This window comes from Pelagerythrobacter sp. Soil_C_18 (assembly GCF_057657235.1).
The window spans coordinates 50,016-69,190 of sequence record NZ_JBDGIU010000001.1; the positions used below are offsets into that span (position 1 = coordinate 50,016).

General features: G+C 62.4%; 15 protein-coding genes. 4 read left to right on the forward strand and 11 right to left on the reverse strand.

Translation table 11 applies throughout. The features are described from left to right. Window positions 1-203: 203 nt before the first annotated feature. The 5 genes from AC3A5N_RS00230 to AC3A5N_RS00250 all read right to left on the reverse strand — a co-directional run bounded on the left by AC3A5N_RS00230 (window position 204) and on the right by AC3A5N_RS00250 (window position 7,227). The gene (locus AC3A5N_RS00230; protein WP_487735295.1) at window positions 204-2,306 is read right to left on the reverse strand and encodes a PQQ-dependent dehydrogenase, methanol/ethanol family; all 2,103 of its coding nucleotides are present in this window, start codon (window positions 2,304-2,306) and stop codon (window positions 204-206) included. Between the two features lie 3 nt (window positions 2,307-2,309). Next, window positions 2,310-3,113, reverse strand: coding sequence for a helix-turn-helix transcriptional regulator (locus tag AC3A5N_RS00235; protein ID WP_487735296.1), 804 nt, complete (start codon window positions 3,111-3,113; stop codon window positions 2,310-2,312). A gap of 65 nt (window positions 3,114-3,178) precedes the next feature. Next, the gene (locus tag AC3A5N_RS00240) at window positions 3,179-4,393 is read right to left on the reverse strand and encodes an alpha/beta hydrolase family protein (RefSeq protein ID WP_487735297.1); all 1,215 of its coding nucleotides are present in this window, start codon (window positions 4,391-4,393) and stop codon (window positions 3,179-3,181) included. Then, window positions 4,390-5,601, reverse strand: coding sequence for an FAD-dependent monooxygenase (locus AC3A5N_RS00245; protein WP_487735298.1), 1,212 nt, complete (start codon window positions 5,599-5,601; stop codon window positions 4,390-4,392). The genes AC3A5N_RS00240 and AC3A5N_RS00245 overlap by 4 nt, the downstream gene beginning before the upstream one ends. A 123-nt stretch (window positions 5,602-5,724) precedes the next feature. Further along, on the reverse strand, window positions 5,725-7,227 hold the full coding sequence (locus AC3A5N_RS00250) for an aldehyde dehydrogenase family protein (protein ID WP_487735299.1): 1,503 nt from the start codon (window positions 7,225-7,227) through the stop codon (window positions 5,725-5,727). A 209-nt stretch (window positions 7,228-7,436) separates the two neighbouring features. Here AC3A5N_RS00250 and AC3A5N_RS00255 point away from each other — a divergent pair, with 209 nt between their 5' ends. Next, complete coding sequence (locus AC3A5N_RS00255) at window positions 7,437-9,047, forward strand: GMC family oxidoreductase (RefSeq protein WP_487735300.1); 1,611 nt, start codon at window positions 7,437-7,439, stop codon at window positions 9,045-9,047. 114 nt (window positions 9,048-9,161) lie between these two features. Here the strand turns inward: AC3A5N_RS00255 and AC3A5N_RS00260 are convergent, their stop codons facing one another. From AC3A5N_RS00260 to AC3A5N_RS00270, 3 genes are read right to left on the reverse strand one after another with little or no spacing between them, the layout of a single operon-like run. Further along, window positions 9,162-9,497 carry a carboxymuconolactone decarboxylase family protein gene (locus AC3A5N_RS00260; protein WP_487735301.1) on the reverse strand — a complete coding sequence of 112 codons (336 nt, stop codon included), beginning with the start codon at window positions 9,495-9,497 and terminating at the stop codon, window positions 9,162-9,164. A 4-nt stretch (window positions 9,498-9,501) separates the two neighbouring features. Continuing rightward, complete coding sequence (locus AC3A5N_RS00265; protein WP_487735302.1) at window positions 9,502-10,353, reverse strand: p-hydroxycinnamoyl CoA hydratase/lyase; 852 nt, start codon at window positions 10,351-10,353, stop codon at window positions 9,502-9,504. Window positions 10,354-10,380: 27 nt separating this feature from the next. After that, on the reverse strand, window positions 10,381-12,528 hold the full coding sequence (locus AC3A5N_RS00270; RefSeq protein ID WP_487735303.1) for an acetate--CoA ligase family protein: 2,148 nt from the start codon (window positions 12,526-12,528) through the stop codon (window positions 10,381-10,383). Window positions 12,529-12,767: 239 nt separating this feature from the next. On the opposite strand from AC3A5N_RS00270, the gene AC3A5N_RS00275 reads away from it, so the two are divergent. Genes AC3A5N_RS00275 through AC3A5N_RS00285 form a run of 3 tightly spaced genes read left to right on the forward strand, consistent with a single transcriptional unit; the run spans window position 12,768 to window position 16,029 of the window. Next, a complete protein-coding gene (locus tag AC3A5N_RS00275) occupies window positions 12,768-13,685 on the forward strand; it encodes a cupin domain-containing protein (RefSeq protein WP_487735304.1) in 918 nt (305 codons plus the stop codon). Then, on the forward strand, window positions 13,682-14,608 hold the full coding sequence (locus tag AC3A5N_RS00280) for a DUF6282 family protein (RefSeq protein ID WP_487735305.1): 927 nt from the start codon (window positions 13,682-13,684) through the stop codon (window positions 14,606-14,608). Before AC3A5N_RS00275 ends, AC3A5N_RS00280 begins: the two co-directional genes overlap by 4 nt. Then, window positions 14,605-16,029 carry an aldehyde dehydrogenase family protein gene (locus tag AC3A5N_RS00285; RefSeq protein WP_487735306.1) on the forward strand — a complete coding sequence of 475 codons (1,425 nt, stop codon included), beginning with the start codon at window positions 14,605-14,607 and terminating at the stop codon, window positions 16,027-16,029. Before AC3A5N_RS00280 ends, AC3A5N_RS00285 begins: the two co-directional genes overlap by 4 nt. Window positions 16,030-16,033: 4 nt before the next feature. Here the strand turns inward: AC3A5N_RS00285 and AC3A5N_RS00290 are convergent, their stop codons facing one another. The 3 genes from AC3A5N_RS00290 to AC3A5N_RS00300 are packed head-to-tail and all read right to left on the reverse strand — an operon-like array spanning window position 16,034 to window position 19,084. Continuing rightward, complete coding sequence (locus AC3A5N_RS00290; protein WP_487735307.1) at window positions 16,034-16,837, reverse strand: amidohydrolase family protein; 804 nt, start codon at window positions 16,835-16,837, stop codon at window positions 16,034-16,036. Beyond that, window positions 16,834-17,730: an amidohydrolase family protein gene (locus AC3A5N_RS00295; RefSeq protein WP_487735308.1), complete on the reverse strand. Its 897-nt coding sequence runs from the start codon at window positions 17,728-17,730 to the stop codon at window positions 16,834-16,836. The genes AC3A5N_RS00290 and AC3A5N_RS00295 overlap by 4 nt, the downstream gene beginning before the upstream one ends. Further along, window positions 17,711-19,084: an MFS transporter gene (locus AC3A5N_RS00300; protein ID WP_487735309.1), complete on the reverse strand. Its 1,374-nt coding sequence runs from the start codon at window positions 19,082-19,084 to the stop codon at window positions 17,711-17,713. The genes AC3A5N_RS00295 and AC3A5N_RS00300 overlap by 20 nt, the downstream gene beginning before the upstream one ends. Window positions 19,085-19,175 lie beyond the last annotated feature (91 nt).

The window sequence follows — 19,175 nt, forward strand, 5'->3', positions numbered from 1 at the left end:
GCCGGCAACGTCTTCACACGCCGGGCGAGTCCGCGGAGCGAGAGCGCAGCAACGTGCTGTATTATCCAGATAATCTGGTGGGTCGCGAACCGACCTCATCCCGGCTGCCGCGCCGGCGGCCGGGGCGGAACTTCCGCAGCAAGTCGGATGTGAAGCGCGCGCTCACCGCGCCAAGCTCCTTCGGTCACCGACGACACAAGCATCTACCTCTCGTTTGCTATCTCTTCCCAGTCCTCGTTGGTACGCCGAATGAGGTATGCGTGGATCGCTTCAGCATCGGCTTGGGTCAGCACATCGCCAAAACTTGCCATTCCAGCCTCGCGGCGTGTGCCGCGCAGGACGATATCGTAGAACTCGGCATGGGTCGCGCTGGTCATGCGGCGCAAGTCCTTGACGCCGCCGCGCGCTCGCTCACCATGGCAACTCGAACATTGCTGCGCGTAGACTTGTTCACCCCGCGCGATCACGCGAGGCTCGACATCAAGCTCGGTTGGCCGGTCCAGCGCGAGCGCCTCGCCATCAATCGGAGGAAGCGCTTCAGTTCCGCCGAGCCTGAACACAAGCAAGCGTGGGTTGGACAGCGGGAAGCCCAGCGACTTGGCGCTGGTCGAATGTGTAAGCCCGCCTCCCCAGCCAGCGTTAACCGCAATGTACTGCACCCCGTCCACCATATAGCTGACGGGGCCCGCGATCGGGACCTGCTGGACGGGCAACTCCCAGACTTTCTCGCCGGTGTCAGCGCGAAAAGCGGCGAACGTACCGCCAACTGTCCCCTGGAACACCAAGTTGCCACCGGTCACCAACACGCCGCCGCTGCCACGCATCGGGTAGGGAACTCGCCAGCGTTCCTCCTGCGCAACGGGATCCCACGCCGTGAGCCAAGCTTTGTTGTTGGCAGCGGCGAAATCGGCGGCGGCCTTGCGGGTCAGTTCAAACCCCGTCGTCGAGATTCCAAGTTGGCCCATGTTCCCTGGGGTCTGCTTAAAATCGGGATTGACCGAAAACGCGGCATACATCTCAGTTACCGGAAAATAGGCCAGCCCCGTCTGGGGACTAAACGCCATCGGATGCCAGTTATGGCCACCCCCCGGGCCCGGTGTGACAATAACGGGTACCACGCCGTACCGAGCCTCCGGGTTCACGATCGGACGGCCGGTCGCCATGTCGATGCCTTCAGCCCAGTTCATTGCGACATAGGGTTTGGCGGAAATCAGCGCTCCCGTCGCACGATCGAGGACGTAGAAAAAGCCATTCTTTGGCGCCTGCATCAGCACCTTGCGCAGCCTGCCATCGATGGTCAGGTCAGCGAGGATCATCGGCTGCGTCGCGGTATAATCCCACTGTTCGCCCGGGGTGGTCTGATAATGCCAAACGTACTCGCCGGTGTCGGCCCTGAGCGCGACAATCGAGGAGAGGAAGAGGTTGTCGCCGCCTCCCGGGCTGCGGTAGACTTGTGGCCAAGGTCCCCCGTTGCCTACTCCAATATAAACCAGATCCAGTTCGGGATCATAGACGATTGAGTCCCAGACCGTGCCGCCGCCCCCGCGCTTCCACCATTCGCCCGTCCAGGTCTTGGCCGCCATCTCCAGGATTTCGTTCTCCTGCGGCTTCGACGGGTCGCCAGGCACGGTATAGAAGCGCCATTGCCGGTCGCCGGTCTCTGCGTCGTATGCTGTCACATAACCGCGGGCTGCACCTTCAGCGCCAGAATTGCCGATCAACACCTTGCCGTCGAACACGCGCGGGGCGCCCGTAATCGTATAGGGCCAGACCGGCTCGAGTGTGTTCACGCTCCACACCTGTGTGCCGGACTTCGCATCCATGGCGATCAGCCGGCCGTCGAGTGTCGCTATGATGATCATGCCGTTCCAGGCTGCTAAGCCGCGCGTCACGATATCGCAGCACGCCTGGCGCCCCTTTTCTCGATCAACCTGAGGATCGAAGCGCCACAGCTCTTTGCCGGTCGTCGCATCATACGCTGCGGTGACGTTCCATGGCTCTGTGTTGTAGAGCACGCCGTCAATTACCAACGGCGACGCTTCGACTCCCCGGTCGATCGGCAGATCCGCATACCAGGCGAGGTTTAGCGCCGAGACGTTTGTATCGTTGATCTGGCTGAGAGGGCTGAAACGCTGTTCGCCGTAGGTTCGGCCCGGTGCCATCCAGTTCCCGGGGACTTCGTCTGCCGCAAGCATCCTTGAATGATCGACATCTGCCGCGCCATCTACTGCAGTCTGGCCGATGCTTTGCGCCGCGAAACCTGCGCAGCCCAGTGCAAGAGCAACGCGCCAGTGCGTCCGTGCCATGTCCTATTCCCCTTCCCTAGCCATCGTTATCCGGCCGCGGTCGCTCACAAGCCGTCGGTGCAGCGCCACAAGGTCGCGCCGGTTGCTCACACCCAGCTTGCTGTAGGCACGACGCCGATAGGTAACGACTGTCGCGGGCGAAAGGTGCTTGGCCTTCGCGATCCCAACCTGGGTTTCACCCAGGATGAGCGCCGCGGTGATCTCAGCCTCGCGTGCGCTGAGACCGCAGTTAAGCGTTGTGAGCGTGCCGGCGAGTGTCGCCTCGTCGATCTGCCCAACCACGGCGAGCCCGGCGCGCAAGTGTTGACGCAGTCCCGCGACCAGCAGACTGGCATGCAGTTCAAGTCGCTCGACATCCCTGGGAGCGAACGGTGCGCTTCTCACTGAGCGATAGCCATTGATGATGAGGCACGAAGGCTCCGATGATATTATCGATATGCGTTCATCGACCCGAGCGCGATCGTAGCAAGCCGTGCGATAAGCGGGGTCAGCAATATCGACCGCGCGCCGCCGGGCCAGCACCGGTTCGTTTGCGGACAACCTCGCTAAGCGCTGCAATTGGCGGTCGGAGCGCCAGAAGCGACGGGAATAGGCATGTGACGCCTGCGAGGTGAATTCAGGAAACCCAGGAAGTTCGCCGTTCGCAAAGATGAGGTCGACTTTCTCCGGATTGCTGCGTTCGAATACCGAGCAAAGCTCCACACCTCCCAACACATGCAAGGTAGCAAGCAGCCGACGCGGAAACTCCGCGCTATCGATCGCAGCTACGAAATCGGCAAGCGCGCGAGCGATCACGCGATCGTCCACCTCAGCGTGTGTCGCACTGGCCGATTGGTGAGGCGACAAGCCATCGCTCATGGCGCGAGCCCTTCTCACGCCTCAAGCAGTTCCTTGCGTCGGCTCCATCCTATTACCGCAGCGAGACAGTCAGCGAGGAGTTGCGGCTGACCGAGGTAGTAATGCGTCGCCCCCTTGAGCCGGACGTATTCCTTCTCCGGGGTTGCCAATGCCTCGAAAATCGCGGGATTGTGCGTCGCCGGAACGGCTTCATCAGCCGTATTCTCGATCAGCAGAACGGGCGTTCGATGTATCTTGGCGGCGTTGAGCGGCCCCTTGGCATTGGATTTGTCGTAGCTCCACTGGCTCAGCCACGACCGCAACGTGGTGAAGCGCGCCAGCCCTACCGGTCCGACATTCACCGCGCGTGGATCACCCATATAGGTCCAGCCAGGCCGCCGGTCGGACGGATCGACCTTGGGATCAAGCCACCGCACGTCGCACATGGTTCGGTGGACAATGAATGCCCGTTCCTGTTCGGACCCACCGACGGCTTTGAGACGTGTCAGTTGCTCTTCGACCCATGAGGTGATTTTTCGATTGCGAGCGATTTGCGCAGCTCGAAAGCGCGCGACGAATTCGGGCGAGTACGGTGGCTGGTGTGGACAGTCGGACGAGTAGATGTCGAATTCAGGATCGCGATCATCAGGATTCAGTTCGTTGACAACCGAAGGATCGAGCCATTCGGTCAGCGTTTCCGCGCGGGAGAGATGCGCCGCGATAAAGATCACGCCATCCGCCGGCTGCAGCCCCGCATCAATCAGGTTGGCCGGATCACCGGCCGGGGTTTCGGTGATGCTCGGATTCTCGGCCTGTGCTTGGTAAAAAAGCGAGAGGGATCCTCCCCCCGACCAGCCGAGAAGCACGACCTTTTCATAGCCGAGTTCCTCGCGCGCATATGCAATCCACTTGCCCAGATCGATCGCCACTTTTTCCTGAATTAGAGCAGTGTCGTTGCGTGGATAGCGGCTGGCCGCGCAGAGCACGTCGAGTCCTGCATCGGCGAGAGCAACCGGCATCGGCAGTAGATGCAGGATCGAGGTTGGATGCATGAAGATGTAGACGGTGCGAGAGGTAGAATCCGGGCTTCGCATCAACTGCCCTTCGAGATTCACATGCCCCGAATTTCCGGCAAAACCATAGGTTTCATTGAACTTCGGCTGGTCCGGGAAGGACAAGATAAGCGGTGTACGCTTCCATCGGGTTGTGGGCTCGGCTGAAAACATGGGCAGTCTCTTGTGGGTGGTCATGCGGCGGCGGATGCTAACGGGACGCCCGTCGGATCATACTCGAACAGCCATTCGTAACGCTCGACGACCTTCTCGGCCGCCCATTGTTCGTCGACGTAGATTTGCGCACCCTGGGGATCCGCAAGCGTCGGGTTGTGGAAACGCTGCGTATTCGCGATCGCCCCTTCAACCGCGCGCGTCGTGCGAGGAATCCGCATGCGTTGATAAGATTCCAGCGCAGCGTCGATCGTGTCGAACTCCTCGAATGCGCGAGCGAGGATGCATGCATCCTCCAGTGCCATCACAGCGCCCTGCGCGAGGAAGGGTAGTGAGGGGTGACACGCATCGCCGAGCAGTGCGACGCGACCTTGCACCCACTCCTGCATCGGTGGTCTTGCGATCAGCGCCCATTTGAACGGTTGCGGAATGGCCTGAATGTAGGCGTGCACGTCGGCATGCCAACCGGGATAGTCGTCATGATATTCTTGGTTGGTCCCGGGAGTGGACCAGGACTCGATCTTCCAGTCCTGTCGTTCGATCACACTCGTGAAATTAATGAGCTCGCCGCGGCGGATGGGATAGTGAATGACATGCCCGCCAGGTCCGACCCAGTTGGTGCCGATCGGCCGAGTTAATCGCTCCGGGAGCAGCTCCGCCGGTATCACGCCCCGCCAGGCAACGATGCCTGTGAATCGGGCCGGGCCAGCACCGAATAGAATCTCGCGCATCTTCGAGTGGACACCGTCGGCGCCGATCACAACGTCGAAATTTGCAGACGGTTTGTCATGAAACGCCAACGCTACGTTCTTGTCGCGCTGCTCGACGTCGACGAAACGGTGATCGAGTCGGATCGTCTCGGGCGAAATCGCCTCGATCGCCTTGACCAAGGCTTGATGCAAATCGTTGCGGTGGACGGTGATATACGGAAAACCATAGCGCACCTGTGATTCAACGCCGAGGTCGAACAGCTTCCAGGTGTCACCTGTGTTCCAGAGGCGGATTTCCTTGCCTTCCGGCTCGAAGCAGATCGCGCGGATTTTGTCCTCAAGGCCGAGGTCGAATAATACGCGGACACCGTTGGGACTGATCTGCAGTCCAGCCCCTACCTCCTGAAGCTCGCGAGCCTGCTCAAAAACTGTGACGTCGTGTCCCTTGCGCAGGAGCGCGAGCGCGGCTGTCAAACCGCCAATGCCGCCGCCAACGATTCCAATTCCGGGATTGGTCCTCAAAGCGAAACCCCCTTGCTGCGTGCGATATCGCCATGACGAACGACGTTCGTCAGATTTCTGAAGCGCGAGCGAAATTCTCGGTGCATCTGTGGTCCTGTTCTTCTGGATTCCCGGGGTTGCGCCTTAGAGGGCGATCGCCACCGCTTTGGTCTCGGTGTAGGCGTCGATTCCCTCGCGTCCGTTCTCTCTGCCCCAACCCGAGTGTTTGAAGCCGCCAAAGGGGAGCGCGGGGTCAAGTCCGCCACCATTCACCCGCACTGTGCCGGCCTTGATCTTGCGTGCGAGCCGATGCGCAGCGGAAAGATTGTTGGTCCACAACACAGCGCCAAGTCCGTAATCGGTGTCGTTTGCCTCCGCTGCGATGCGATCGAGATCCTCGTTGCCGAAGGACATCGCGCACAGAACTGGGCCGAATATCTCCTCTCGCCGAACAGACATCTCGGCGCTCGTGCCGGTCAGCACAGACGGTGCGACGAAAAAACCATTGCCTTGAATCGGACTCCCGCCCGCGCGCAGCGCCGCCCCCTCGTCCAGACCTTTTTGGACGTAACCCATGACCCGCTCGCGCTGTGCAGCAGAGACTAGCGGCCCCATTTGCGCATCCGGATCGAAGCCGGACCCGAGTTTGATCGAATCTGCGATCTTGGCGACTCCGTCCACCACCTCGTCGAACAGACGTTCGTGAACAAACAGTCGCGAGCCCGCGTTGCAGACCTGCCCCGCATTGGTAAAGATTGATCGAGCAGCGCCCTCGATAGCACGGTTCGGATCGGCATCAGGCAGAACGATCACCGGCGTCTTGCCTCCCAGTTCCAGCGTCACCCGCTTGAAGTTGCCGGCAGCAGTACGAAGGATCAGCCTCCCGACTTCGGTCGAACCAGTGAAGGTCACCTTGTCCACTGCCGGGTGCGCCGTCAGGGCTGCGCCGGCATCCTCGCCGAAGCCGGTGAGCAGGTTGAACACGCCATCGGGAAAGCCGATCTCCGCGATGAGGTGCGCGAGACGCAGTGCGGTCAGAGACGTCTCTTCGGCGGGTTTCAGGATTACCGCGCACCCCGCGGCGAGCGCCGGTGCGATCTTAGCGACGGCCATCGCGAGAGGCGCGTTCCAGGGCACGATCTGAGCCACCACGCCGACCGGCTCGCGCAGTGTGTAAGCGTGCCAATCTCCCATCCCCGAGAGGGCGATCGTCTCCCCGTTCAGCTTCGTCGCCCAACCGGCGTTGTAGCGCAGCGTTTCGACGGCGTGGGGAATATGGAAGTAGCGGGCATCGCGCAGCGGCATCCCGTTGTCGAGCGTCTCAAGGGCCGCGAACTCGTCCGCGTTATCTTCTAGAGCATCGGCGAGCCGATTGAGTAATCGCGCACGCACTGCGGGCTTCATTTCGCACCATTCGGCACGCTCCATCGCGGCGCGCGCGGCTCCCACTGCGACCTCAACGTCCGCAGCACCAGCCTCGGGAATGTCGGCCAGCCGGGCGCCGGTGGACGGATCGTATGTCTCGAACCGACGGCCTTCGGCGGGATCGACCCACCGTCCGTCGATAAACAGCGCGTGCCGACCGGCTGCGAACGCCAGGGCCGCGTCCCTTGGTGTCGCCGAAGCATTCATCATTTCCGCACCCATGTCCTGCCCCTCACTCTGTCGCTGCACCCGCATCTCTGTGGCACCCGCATCTCTGTGGCACCCGCCAATTGCATCATAACCAACGGCATTATATCTTGTCGAATGCAATTTGCTATGTCAGAACGAAATTCATCCCAACGAAGGAGCAAATATGCCGTCCTACGGAGAGAAAATGAGGGCTCCGGGAGCGTCCGAGGTGCTGGACTGACGTGTCCGCAGAATTCGACTATGTGATCGTGGGTGGAGGCTCTGCCGGGTGCGTCCTCGCCAATCGGCTGAGCGAAAGCGGCCGTGATTCGGTCTTGCTGCTCGAAGCCGGTGGTGCGGACGATAGCTGGCTGTTCCGGATGCCGCTCGGCTTCATGATGACTGCGAGCAATGCCAACTGCGACTGGGGATATACCAGCGAGCCGAGCGCAGCACTGGCTGGCCGGTCGCTTCCCATCCCGCGGGGACGCGTGCTGGGCGGCTGTTCATCGATCAACGGCATGATCTACATGCGGGGTCACGCTCGGGACTATGACGAATGGCGTCAGATGGGCGCGTCCGGCTGGAGCTACGCGGATGTCCTGCCATACTTCCGGCGGATGGAAACAAGTTGGCGGGGGGAAGATCGCTACCACGGCGCCGAGGGGCCGCTGGCAGTAACCCCTGTGCCCGGGACGCATCTGCTGACCGAACCCATTCGTCAGTCCGTGCGCGCCGCAGGCTTTGCGGAGAGCGATGACCTGAGCGGTGCCCAACAAGAGGGATTTGCAGCTTGCGAGGTAACGGTCGACGGCCGCGGCCGCCGCGCCAGCACCGCCGCTGCCTATTTGCGTCCTGCCCTGAAGCGCCGCAATCTGGTTGTCCTCACCAACGCACAGGCAACGCGCGTGATAGTGGAGAGTGGTCGTGCCGTGGGGGCCGAATACCTCCATCGAGGCCAACCGGCAGAGGTTCGCGCGCGCAAGGAAGTCGTACTAAGCGGTGGCGCTTATAACTCCCCGCAACTGCTGATGCTGTCGGGCATCGGACCTGCTGCGCACCTCGCCGACCAGGGCATCCCGGTGTTGGTCGACGCGCAAGAGGTGGGGCGCAATCTATCCGAACATCCGCTGGTTTACATGACATTTGCTGCCCGCGAGCCGACCACATTCCTGCAGGCGCTGCGCGTCGACCGCGCGGCGCTGTCGGTGCTGCGCTGGGCCCTCACAGGCACGGGAGCCTTTGCGAGCCAGATTACGAGTGGCGTACTCATGCTCCGGACCAGGTCGGAACTGGACCGGCCGGACATACAGCTCGTGTTCCTTCCGGTCAGGTTAGACGCGAAGTTGTGGCACCCACTGGGCACACAGCAATCGCACGTGCTTTCGGTGATGGTGATGCAGCTCCATCCTGAAAGCAGGGGGACCGTCACTCTTCGCTCCGGAGATCCGCGTGACAAGCCGTGCATCGACCTCAACCTGCTTTCAACTCCGCGGGACTTCGCCGACATTCGGGGTGGTATAGAAGCGGTACGGCGCATCTTCGCGCAGCAACCGCTCCAACACATGATTGAGGAGGAGATGCTCCCCGGCGAGCAGGCGAATCTGGATGACTTTATTCGCGCGAACCTGAAAATCACCCAGCATCCTGCGGGAACCTGCCGCATGGGCGACGACCCCGAAGCTGCCGTCGATAGCGAGTTGCGAGTCAAAGGGGTCTCGGGCCTACGCGTCGTCGACGCGTCAGTGATGCCAAGCGTACTGGGCGCCAACATCAACGCTGCGGTTATCATGATAGCGGAACGCGCGTCGGATTTGATCCGCGGCATCGCCCCCCTGCCCCGGGAAAACTGATCGACCTTCAATCCACCGCCAACAAACGCCGCTTCTCCGCGAAAGTGCTATACAACGACGCACAAAGAGGCCTTTGCCCTCGGTAGCGATGGCCTGAGATCCTAACGCGCGCCTTTAAGGCTGCCCGTTCTCCTGCCTATTCACCAGATCAAGAAGCATCCGCGACGCCGTGACCGAGGCGGGCCAGGACGAATAGAAGGCCAAGTGCAGAAGCGCCTCCCCCAGTTCCTCCTTCGTTACGCCGTTTTTGAGTGCAAGACCGAGATGAGCCTCGAGCTGTTGGTGACGATTGGCAGTCATCAACGCCGCCACGGTCAAGAGCGACCGATCCCGCTTCGACAGCTGTTCGCGCTCCCACACCTCACCATACAGGATACGGTCAGTCATCTCGACGAATGCGGGGACGACACTGGCAAGCTCGTCCCCGCGGGCGGCGCTGGGTCGCTCCATCGCGTTACTCCCCGTCCCGTTTGTAGTTGCCAAGGCCCGGCTTGTAGGTCTTTTCGTCAAGGAACTGCTTCATCCCCTTCTCGCGCCCCTTTTCACGATCGACGAACGTCGTCTGGTCTCCCTTCGCAGTCAGGTACTCGGCCGCAAGTTCCCAATCCATCTCGCGGGCGTATTTATAGGCCATACGCGCCTGCCGCAGCGTCGTGGGATTCTTGTCGAGCAGCTCCTTGGCTAGCTCGCGCGTACGCTCCTTCAGCCGATCGGCTGGCACGGCCTCGTTTACGAGCCCGAGTTCTTTCGCGCGGCGGCCGTCAAACTGTTCGCCCGTCATGACATAATACATTGCTTCGCGATCGCCCATAAGCGTCGAGATCGCCTTGGAGACAACGCCGCCCGGGATGATGCCCCAGTTGATCTCGGACAGCCCGAACGTCGCCGCTTCGTCGGCAATCGCGAGGTCACAGCAGATCAGCGGCGTGAATGCGCCGCCGAAACACCAACCATTGACCATGGCAATTGTGGGCTTGGCGTAGAACATTAGCGTACGCCACTGCCACGCGCGCGTTTCGCGGTAGGCCCGGTGTCTTTCGACATCGCTCACCGCGTCCGATGCGCGAAAGAAACCTTTCAGATCCATGCCGGCCGAAAACGCTTCGCCCTTACCCGTCAATACGATCACACCGCAGCGGTCGTCGAGTTCCAGCGCATCCAACACCTGATTCATCTCGCGAGCGAGTTCGATGCTCATGGCATTACGTTTCTCCGGTCGGTTGAGATGGACCCAAGCGATGCCGTCCTCAAACTCCACCAGTACATTCTGCCCGCCGGGCGCCGGCCTGCTTTTGGTCGCTTCCATGGTCATTTCCATTCTCTTGCCTCTCATTTACTCGCCGGTCACGATCAGCGCATCGAGCGCGACGGCACCCTCGCCTTCTGCCAAGACCATCAGCGGATTGATGTCGATTTCATCGATACTGAGCCCTGCCCGCATAGCGGCACCGACCTTGACCACGACGTCAGCGACAGCGTCGACGTCCCGGGCAGGGCGGCCGCGAAATTCGCCGAGCAGCCTAGCGCCGCGCAGCTTCCGAATTCGCTCGACCGCGCGAGAGTGCGAAATATCGGCCGGCAAAAGCTCGGCCGCGTCGAGTGCTTCGATCAGCACGCCCCCCAACCCGACCAGGACTGAAGGCCCCCACTCGGGATGATCGCGTGCGCCGACCACGAGTTCGAGACCCGGCGCAGACATTTGCTCGACCAGCACCCCGTCGACAGGCGCGCCATGCAAATTGCCCATCAGTCGCGCCCATCCGTCTCGAAGCCCGGCTTCGTCTTTCAGATTCAGGATAACGCCTCCGATGTCGCTCTTGTGGCTGAGCGCCGCCGCCTGGGCCTTCAGCACGACGGGAAATCCGATATCGCCAGCAATGCGCGCCGCTTCATCGGGCGTCGTCGCAAGCCCGCCCTCCGGCACCCGCACGCCGATGGCGCGCAGGAACGCTTTGCCAACGTACTCAGGCTTCACCCCGGCTTGCGACCAGCCTGTTAGCCCCGTGGCGGCCGGTGTGCGGTCATCAGTGTTTTGGAGCGCATCGGCGTAACGGCGCGCTGCGCCGAAGGCGCGCATCGCCCGTTCCGGCGAACGGAAGAGCGGCGTCTCGCTTTCCTGCATCGCCTTGATGAAATCGGCGTCGAGCGGAGACTGATCTCCCACTATCGCGACCGCCACCGGTTTGGACGAGCCGAGCGCTTCGGGGATGATTGCCTCACTTTTGGCGCGCTGCTGGGCCGGCCCTCCCCCCGCCATCGGCAGCAGCACGCCGCTCACTGCCGGGTCGGCGAGCATCACCGCCGTCGAAAGCCCGAAGATGTCGCCCTTGGCGAACCCCGTCGTTCCGACATCGAGCGGGTTATCGATTTCCATACCTTCCGGCAGCAATGCGGCCAGCCTCTCGCGCGTCGCGGGCGCTATGTCGGCGATCTGCAAACCAATATCTTCAGCGAAGTCGAACGCCATGCCGCGGATCGCGCCCGAATTGGTGACGACACCCAGTTCGCCGGCAGCAGGCGAGGGAAACCGGTGCAAGAGCGCGGTGGCATCGAACAGCTCGTCCATTGTGTCCACCATCACCACAGCCTCATTTTCGACCGCACCGCGCATCAGCGCATAATCACCTACCATCGATCCTGTGTGCGACTGCGCCGCCTCCTGTCCGCGCTTGCTTCGCCCCGGGTGGAGCATGATCACCGGTATTCCGGATGCACGGGCGCGCCGCACCGATACGAGGAAGGCCGCGGGATCGCGCACCTGCTCGCAATAAAGGGCAATCGCGTCCGCTCGCCCTTCCGCGACGATGAAATCAATCAGGTCGCTCGCGCGCACCACTGCTTCGTTGCCCGTCGCAGCCTGCAGAGCAACCGAGATGCCGCGCCCCTGCATCGCTGCGCGGATGCACGATGCGGTTGCGCCGCTCTGTGCGACGATCGCGACACTGCGGCGGTCGCCGAGGGGCTGCGGGTGTACCGGCTCGAATGTGAGCGCCATGCCGCCATTGTAGTTGACGTAACCCATGCAGTTGGGACCCATCAGCGCCATGCCGGATTCCCGGCAAATGGCGGCGATCGCGTCTTGTTCGCGCCGCCCGTCCTCGCCGCTCTCGGCAAAGCCTGAGGCGAACACGATGACTCCGCCTACCGCGCGTTCGGCGGCCGCTTCCACGGCCGGCAGGATCGCCGCGCGCGGCACATTGAGTACCAAAGCGTCGGCGCCCGTCGGCAGATCTTCCACTGAACGAATGCAGGGACGCCCGTTAATCTCGGCGCGCGTCGGGCTGATCAGATGAACATCACCCGGGAAGCCGAAGCGTTCGCAATTTGCGAGGATCACGCCTCCCATCGCCGCTGAATCGGGCGAAGCGCCAGCGATCGCGACCGACCGCGGCCGGAGCAGGCGTGCCAAAGCGTCCCTCCGGCGATCCTGCGCGTTCGTGACGTCCCCGCCGTTACAGCGCGCTTCAATGTCCTGCGACAAGCCTTCCTCCCGCCTCGACTAGTATCAGCTTGCCTGCTATCTTGGCCCGGTTCACGGCCAGGTCCAATGCCTATTTTGCCGCCGTACGATAGGATCACGATATGAATCCTCATCGGATATTCCGATACCGCCAAGGCATCAGGCGATCCTTCACAAGGAATTAGACGGAGACGGAACGGGGACTCTAGATTGAACGAAATGCCGCGGGCCGAGGATGCCAGGCGGCGAGAGGAGAGCCGATGTACGGGCGCAATGATCTGAGAGCCAGCCTCGCACCGCAGTCGACGACGCCTGCGCCGACAAGCTTCAAGCGTGCCAGCTACGCGCGCTTCTATGGGGAGCCGCCCCAGGAAAGCTCCGATATAGTCCAGACCTGGCTCGCTCGGGGACAGACCATGATCGTGGCGTACAGCGAAGTGCAGCCGGGCGCGGTGCTCGAACGCACAGGCCAGCCAGACGAATATGCCGTCGTGCTGCCGGACGAAGGCACCGAGATTGAAATCGCCATCGAAGGAGGTAGCGAGGCCGCGCGGGGCAAGAGTGTCGCGTTCATTCCTGCAGGCGACAGCAAGATTACTGTGGTGAAGGGCGGCCGCGTGCTCCGTCTGTTCACGGTCAATGCGGCCGATCTTGCAGCCAAATGCGTCAATGCGGCGACCTATGCCGAACCGGATCCCAACGTTGCGCCATTTAAGGCTTGGCCGGACCCGGTCGGGGGACGCAAGGTGCGGGTCTATTCGGGCAACGTTGCCCCTGAACAGGGGAGGTTTGGTCGTCTCTACCGCGGATCAACGATTATGGTGAATTTCGGCGACGGCCGGGTGGGGCCACGCGCCGCGGACAACCTGTCGCCCCATCATCACGACGATTTCGAGCAATATTCGATCGCTCTCGACGGCGACTACATCCACCATCTTCGTTGGCCTTGGATCAGCGATTCGACCCAGTGGCTGCCCGACGATCACGAGCAGATCGGCGCCCCCTCCGTCGCAGTGATCCCGCCGCCGTCGACGCACACGTCACAGGGAATTTCCGAGGGGCTCAATCGTCTGCTCGATGCGTTCTGTCCCCCGCGGCACGACTTCTCGGCCAAACCCGGCTGGGTGCTCAACGCAGACGACTATCCAATGCCGAACCAGGAGGACGATGCACAATGAGCGACCGGATCAGCGAGCTTCTCAAAGGCGCGATCGACCTGCATTGTCACAGCGGCCCTTCCGTGATGCCCCGGCGGCTGAATCACGTTGAAGCGATCAAGGAAGGCGAGGCGGCGGGCCTGCGGGCAATCCTCTTCAAGGATCACTACTACTCGGTCACACCCGTCGCGGCGTTGCTCGACGAGGTGATGCCCGGCAAGGTCAAGCTGCTCACTGGCGTGCCGTGCAACAATACGACGGGCGGCATCAATCCCTATGCAGTCGAACACGGCTTCAAGCTTGGCGCGCGGCTGGTGTGGATGCCGACGTTTTCTGCGGCCAACCACATCCGCCACTCGCACCGCAAACAGTTCCTTCCGACCAAGGACAAGATGCTCGATCCCACCATGCTGACGGTGGTGGACGAACGCGGCAAGCTGAAGGACGAGCTCCTGCCCATTCTCGACATGATCGCGGAATACGATGCCGTGCTTTCGGCCGGACACCTGCACATCAGCGAAATCTGGCCGTTATTCTCCGAGGCCAAAACGCGAGGCGTGACCCGACTTCTGGTCAACCACCCAACGTTCCTGATCGGCTGCACCCCGGCCGATATGGCGGAACTTGCAAGGATGGGCACCTATCTAGAGCATAGCTGCTGCATGTGGGCCGGCGTGCAGGGCAAGAACTACTCTCACGACAGCTTGCAGATGTGCATAGAGGCTGGCGGCGTTCCCAATACCATTATCGGATCCGACCTGGGGCAGGTCGGCAACCCGACACCCGTCGAGGGGCTGCGGTACGTGATCCAGATGCTCATCGACCTCAAATACGATGATCACGACATCCGCGCGATGATCGGAGGCAACGCATCGAAGCTCATGGGACTCGACGATGCAGCGAACGGTACGAGCGCTGCGGTACAGGAGGCGCTCCCGGCATGAGCGTCGACCGCGAATTCCGACTGCTCATCGATGGGACGCTGCAACCTGGCACCGCAACCTTCGAGGTCGTCAATCCGGCAACGGGTCAGCCCTTCGCGCGGTGCCCGAAGGCGGATCCGGCGATCCTCGAAGCCGCAGTGGCGGCCGCAAAGCGGTCCTTTCCAGCTTGGGCTGCCATAGCTGCCGCGGAACGATCGGCGCTCGTGGCGCAGCTGGCCGACGCACTCGACTCGCGTGCGGAGGAGTTTGCCGCGCTGCTGACGGCCGAACAGGGCAAGCCGCTCGACCAAGCACTCAAGGAAGTCCGAGGCTCGGCATTCGTCCTGCGAACCTTCGCCGGCATGTCTCTCGTGCCCAGAGTACTGCGCGACCAGGGCGGCAACCAAGTAGTCGAGCACCGCACGCCGCTCGGGGTGATTGCAGCGATCACGCCGTGGAATTTTCCGCTGATCCTGCTGGCGAACAAGGTCGGCCCCGCCCTCGTTGCGGGCAACACCATGGTCTGCAAGCCCGCTCCGACCACCCCGCTTACCACTTGCATGTTCGGAGAACTCTGCGCGGAGATCTTTCCGCAGGGCGTGATCAACATCATCTGCGACGAGAATGAACTCGGGCCAGCGCTGACCACCCACGCGGATATTGCCAAGATTTCGTTCACTGGATCGACTGCGACCGGAAAGAAGGTTCTCGCCTCTGCCTCCGCGACGCTGAAGCGGGTGACGCTCGAACTCGGAGGAAACGACGCGGCTATCGTGCTCGACGACGTCGACCCGCTCTGGGCGGCGGGGAAAGTATTCGAAGGCGCCATGCGCAACGCGGGACAGATTTGCGTCGCGGTCAAACGTGCTTATGTCCCCTCCGCGGTTTACGACGAGTTCTGTGCAGAACTTGCCCGGCTGGCCGGCGAGCTGGTGGTTGACGACGGCGCCAACCAGGGCGCGCAAATGGGGCCAATGCAGAACCGGCAGCAGTACGAGAAGGTGGCCGCGCTGATCGAAGAGAGCAAGGCCACCGCGAATGTGATCGCGGGGGGCGCGCCCCTCGATCGGCCCGGGTACTTCATACCGCCCACAATAGTTCGCGACATCGCCGACGACGCGCCGCTGGTGCGCGAGGAGCAGTTCGGGCCCGTTCTACCGGTGCTCAAGTACGACGACATCGATGCCTTGCTCGATCGTGTGAACGGCACCGATTACGGTCTAGGTGGTACGGTCTGGGGCGGCGATCTCGCTCGGGCGATCGAGGTGGCCGGACGCGTGACCACTGGCACCGTCTGGGTCAATCAGCTGATGGCGATCGATCCGCGCATCCCGTTCCGCGGCCTCCGGCAGTCCGGCATGGGTACCGAAATGGGCCAAGAAGGGCTGGAAGAATATACCCAGGCCCAGGTCATCAACGCGGTGCCATTGGAGGCGGCCTGACGCTTCAGAAGAAGTAAAAACGCAAGGCGGCATCTGACATTCGCCGCCGGAGACGCGCATCGGGCACGATGCGATAGAAGGTCTCAAGCGTCGCTGCGTAGGAGACGCGATTCTCTGCTCCCACGAACGGCGCGTCGCTGCCCCAAAACAGACGCTCCGGTCCGGCTTCAGCAAGCAGCCTTGCAGCGTACGCTTCCAATCGATCGGCCGGAAGCCGAAAGCCGGCGGACACTTTGATCCAGGTTCGCCCCCGCGCCGCTGCGCGCAGCAACGCAAAAAAGCCAGGCCCTTCCATTTCGCCTTCGCTGCGCAGCAGCCCGAAGTGATCCACCACCACCGGGACCCGATGGTCCGCCAGGGCGGGCAACATCTGCGCCAATTGTTCGCCGCCCAGGTTGAGCTCGAGATGCATCCCGGCATCCGCCAGCCGCGTCACGAAACGCCGAAACCGATAGCCGCCGAGGTCCGGAAGCTCAGCCCGTAGCGGAATCTGAAACCGTACGCCGCGCACGCCGCGCGCGCGCAGCGACGCAAGTTCTGCGGGGCCCGTATCAGGCTCGAGCATGACCGTCGCTCGCAATCGCTGGTGCTGCTCCAACGCGGCGAGCGTGTAGTCGTTATAGTCGCCGAACAGGCTCGCGGCGGTCACTACGCCGAAGGCAATGCCGTTTGCGTCAAGATCGGCGAGATATGTCTCGACTGGATAATCGTAGTCCGGACGTGCCCACGCGTTGTCAGTAAATGGCATCGCGCGGGTAAAGATGTGAGCGTGGGCGTCGACAACGGGCGGATCGGCGGCGTCGATCATCGACCGGCGCGGCCGGCGAACAGATGCGCGCCGTTCGTGCAGAGCACGCGCTCGCGGGTCTGCTCGTCCAAAAGCCGCGTCGCCTCGATCGCCTGACGTACCATTTCCGGATAAGTGGTCTTGGTATTGCCGTAATCCGAGCCCCACATGATGCGGCCCGCCCCAAAGGTGTCGACGAACTGCTGCACGAATTCGGCTATATCGATTCCGACATCCGCCAGGCGATTGAAGTTGATCTGTGTGAACTTGAAATAGATGTTGGGCACGTCGACGAGCGTGCGGTGCTCGGGTCCGATCATCCCCGCCACGCCTCGGTCGATGTTCGGCCAGCCGCAGTGATCCAGCGCGATTGCGGTATCCGGGTACCGTTTCGCCAGCGCCACGATGCGCCGCAGAGCAGCCTCCGACGGCACGCCCGGTGCGTACATCAGCACCATGTGCAAGCCGAGTTCTGCCACGACATCCCACGTGGCGAGCGCTGCGGGGGAATCGAGCCACGGATAGTTCCTGTCGCTGTCGGGGTAGCCGAACAGCCGCAGTCCGCTGACATTGTGCTGCGTCGCAATCCGGCGCAGCGTCTCGGGCGTAGCCGGATCGCCGGCGGCCAGGATCAGCACCGCCGACACGCGATCGGGGTGGGCGTCGGCGACATCGATCGTATAGCTGTTATCAGTCTTGTATACTGTGTTGTACTGGACAGCGGCACCGCCGGCGACGCCTGCCTCGTCCCACAGTGCGAGCAGGCGCTGCGCGGTAGCCGCATCGTTCTTCAGCCGTTCCATCATCGCGTCGGAACCCTCGCGCGCAGCAGTCAGATCGACCGGGTAACGTTCGGTGTCATTGGTGAAGAAGTGTGCGTGGGTATCGAACAGCTTAACGGGCGGGTTCGGCATCGAGTTCTCCTGGAACGGCTTCGCCTCCCCGATGCGACACGCGCGCCGCGATCCGGTAGGCGTAATACATGGTGACGACCGGGATCACCGCGATCGCCGAGAAGATGAAGTAGGTGTCCATCCGTCCGAATCCCGCACTCAGGAGCAACCCCCCGATCATCGGCCCGGCGATCGCCCCGATGCGACCAAAGCCGACGACAAAGCCGACGCCGGCGTTCTGGATTCCCGGTGGATACATCAGCACCGCCACGAGGAAGAGACCGGTATAGGCCCCTACGATGAAGAAGGTGGTGAGACCGGCCACCGCGAGCAGTGCCACCGGAATGGGCGGCTGCAGGCCGAAGATCACCAAGGTCACAGCGGCGGCTGCGAAGAAGATTGTCGTCAGCCGCCCTTCCCCCACGCGCCGGCCCCATACACCCATTGCTAGATGGCCGAGCGCGCCGCACGCGCCTGTGATAATGCCGCTCGCGGCGGCCAGGGACGGGGTAAGGCCCGCGTTGGCCAGGATCGTGGGCTTCCAGTTCATCAGGAAATAGCCAACGATGGCGTAGGTCGCCGACGCGACCCAGATGAGGATGGATTGGGTTCGCATCTCGGGGGCTAGCATGGCGCGCAGGACACCGCCGCGCCGCTTGGCATCCCGTGGCCGCGGCGGCATTTCTGCGAGCTGTTCGATGCCCATCTTGCGATGCAGACGGTTGAGCCGTCCGAGGTCGCCCGGCGCCTGCCGCTGCACCAGAAACGCGCGCGACTCGCCGAGCAGGAAGGCGCTGAGCACGAAGGTCACCACATTTAGCGCGCCAGCTGCAAGAAAGATGGGCCGCCATCCGGCCATCTCGAGCGCCAGCGCGGCAATCCCGCTGCCCAGCATCATTCCGATGGTGAAGCCGATATGCATGATGGCCAGAGCCATGTTGCGCGCCTTGTCACTGGCATACTCCGCAACCGTGGTGTTCAGGCATACGACAAGCGTGCCCAAGCCGACGCCGGTGATGAAGCGGAGGACGAAAAGCTGCCAGATATTCGCGGCAACGCCGCTTAGCAGCAGCATGGCGGCAAGAGTACCAAGCGCGCCTAGCATTACTGGCCGCCTCCCGATCTTGTCCGCTAGCGGAGCAATCAGAAACGCGCCGATCGCCAGCCCTACCGCCGCCGCGCTGAACATCGCACCGAGCAGAGCGGGATCGACCTGCCATTCATCGGTCAAGACCGGTGCCGCTACGGCGAGCGACACCACATCGAAGCCGTCTGCAATGTTGATGAGGCAGCACAACGCCACGACGGCATACTGATAGGCACTCATCCTTGCCGGCGCCGCGAGCACCCCGCCCTGATCCACCGCTGCCGCCACAATCGCTCTCCTTTTCCGTGCGCCGCTTCCACGTCGGCACCCCTGGATTCTTATGCGTTTATACCTAATGTCGTTCAGCGATAACCGATTT

What these genes read in the sequence shown, in the direction of transcription:
- AC3A5N_RS00230 (WP_487735295.1), bottom strand. Translation starts at nt 2,306, where the DNA reads ATGGCACGGACGCACTGGCGCGTTGCTCTTGCACTGGGCTGCGCAGGT.
- AC3A5N_RS00240 (WP_487735297.1), bottom strand. Translation starts at nt 4,393, where the DNA reads ATGACCACCCACAAGAGACTGCCCATGTTTTCAGCCGAGCCCACAACC.
- AC3A5N_RS00250 (WP_487735299.1), bottom strand. Translation starts at nt 7,227, where the DNA reads ATGGGTGCGGAAATGATGAATGCTTCGGCGACACCAAGGGACGCGGCC.
- AC3A5N_RS00260 (WP_487735301.1), bottom strand. Translation starts at nt 9,497, where the DNA reads ATGGAGCGACCCAGCGCCGCCCGCGGGGACGAGCTTGCCAGTGTCGTC.
- AC3A5N_RS00265 (WP_487735302.1), bottom strand. Translation starts at nt 10,353, where the DNA reads ATGGAAGCGACCAAAAGCAGGCCGGCGCCCGGCGGGCAGAATGTACTG.
- AC3A5N_RS00275 (WP_487735304.1), top strand. Translation starts at nt 12,768, where the DNA reads ATGTACGGGCGCAATGATCTGAGAGCCAGCCTCGCACCGCAGTCGACG.
- AC3A5N_RS00280 (WP_487735305.1), top strand. Translation starts at nt 13,682, where the DNA reads ATGAGCGACCGGATCAGCGAGCTTCTCAAAGGCGCGATCGACCTGCAT.
- AC3A5N_RS00285 (WP_487735306.1), top strand. Translation starts at nt 14,605, where the DNA reads ATGAGCGTCGACCGCGAATTCCGACTGCTCATCGATGGGACGCTGCAA.
- AC3A5N_RS00290 (WP_487735307.1), bottom strand. Translation starts at nt 16,837, where the DNA reads ATGATCGACGCCGCCGATCCGCCCGTTGTCGACGCCCACGCTCACATC.
- AC3A5N_RS00295 (WP_487735308.1), bottom strand. Translation starts at nt 17,730, where the DNA reads ATGCCGAACCCGCCCGTTAAGCTGTTCGATACCCACGCACACTTCTTC.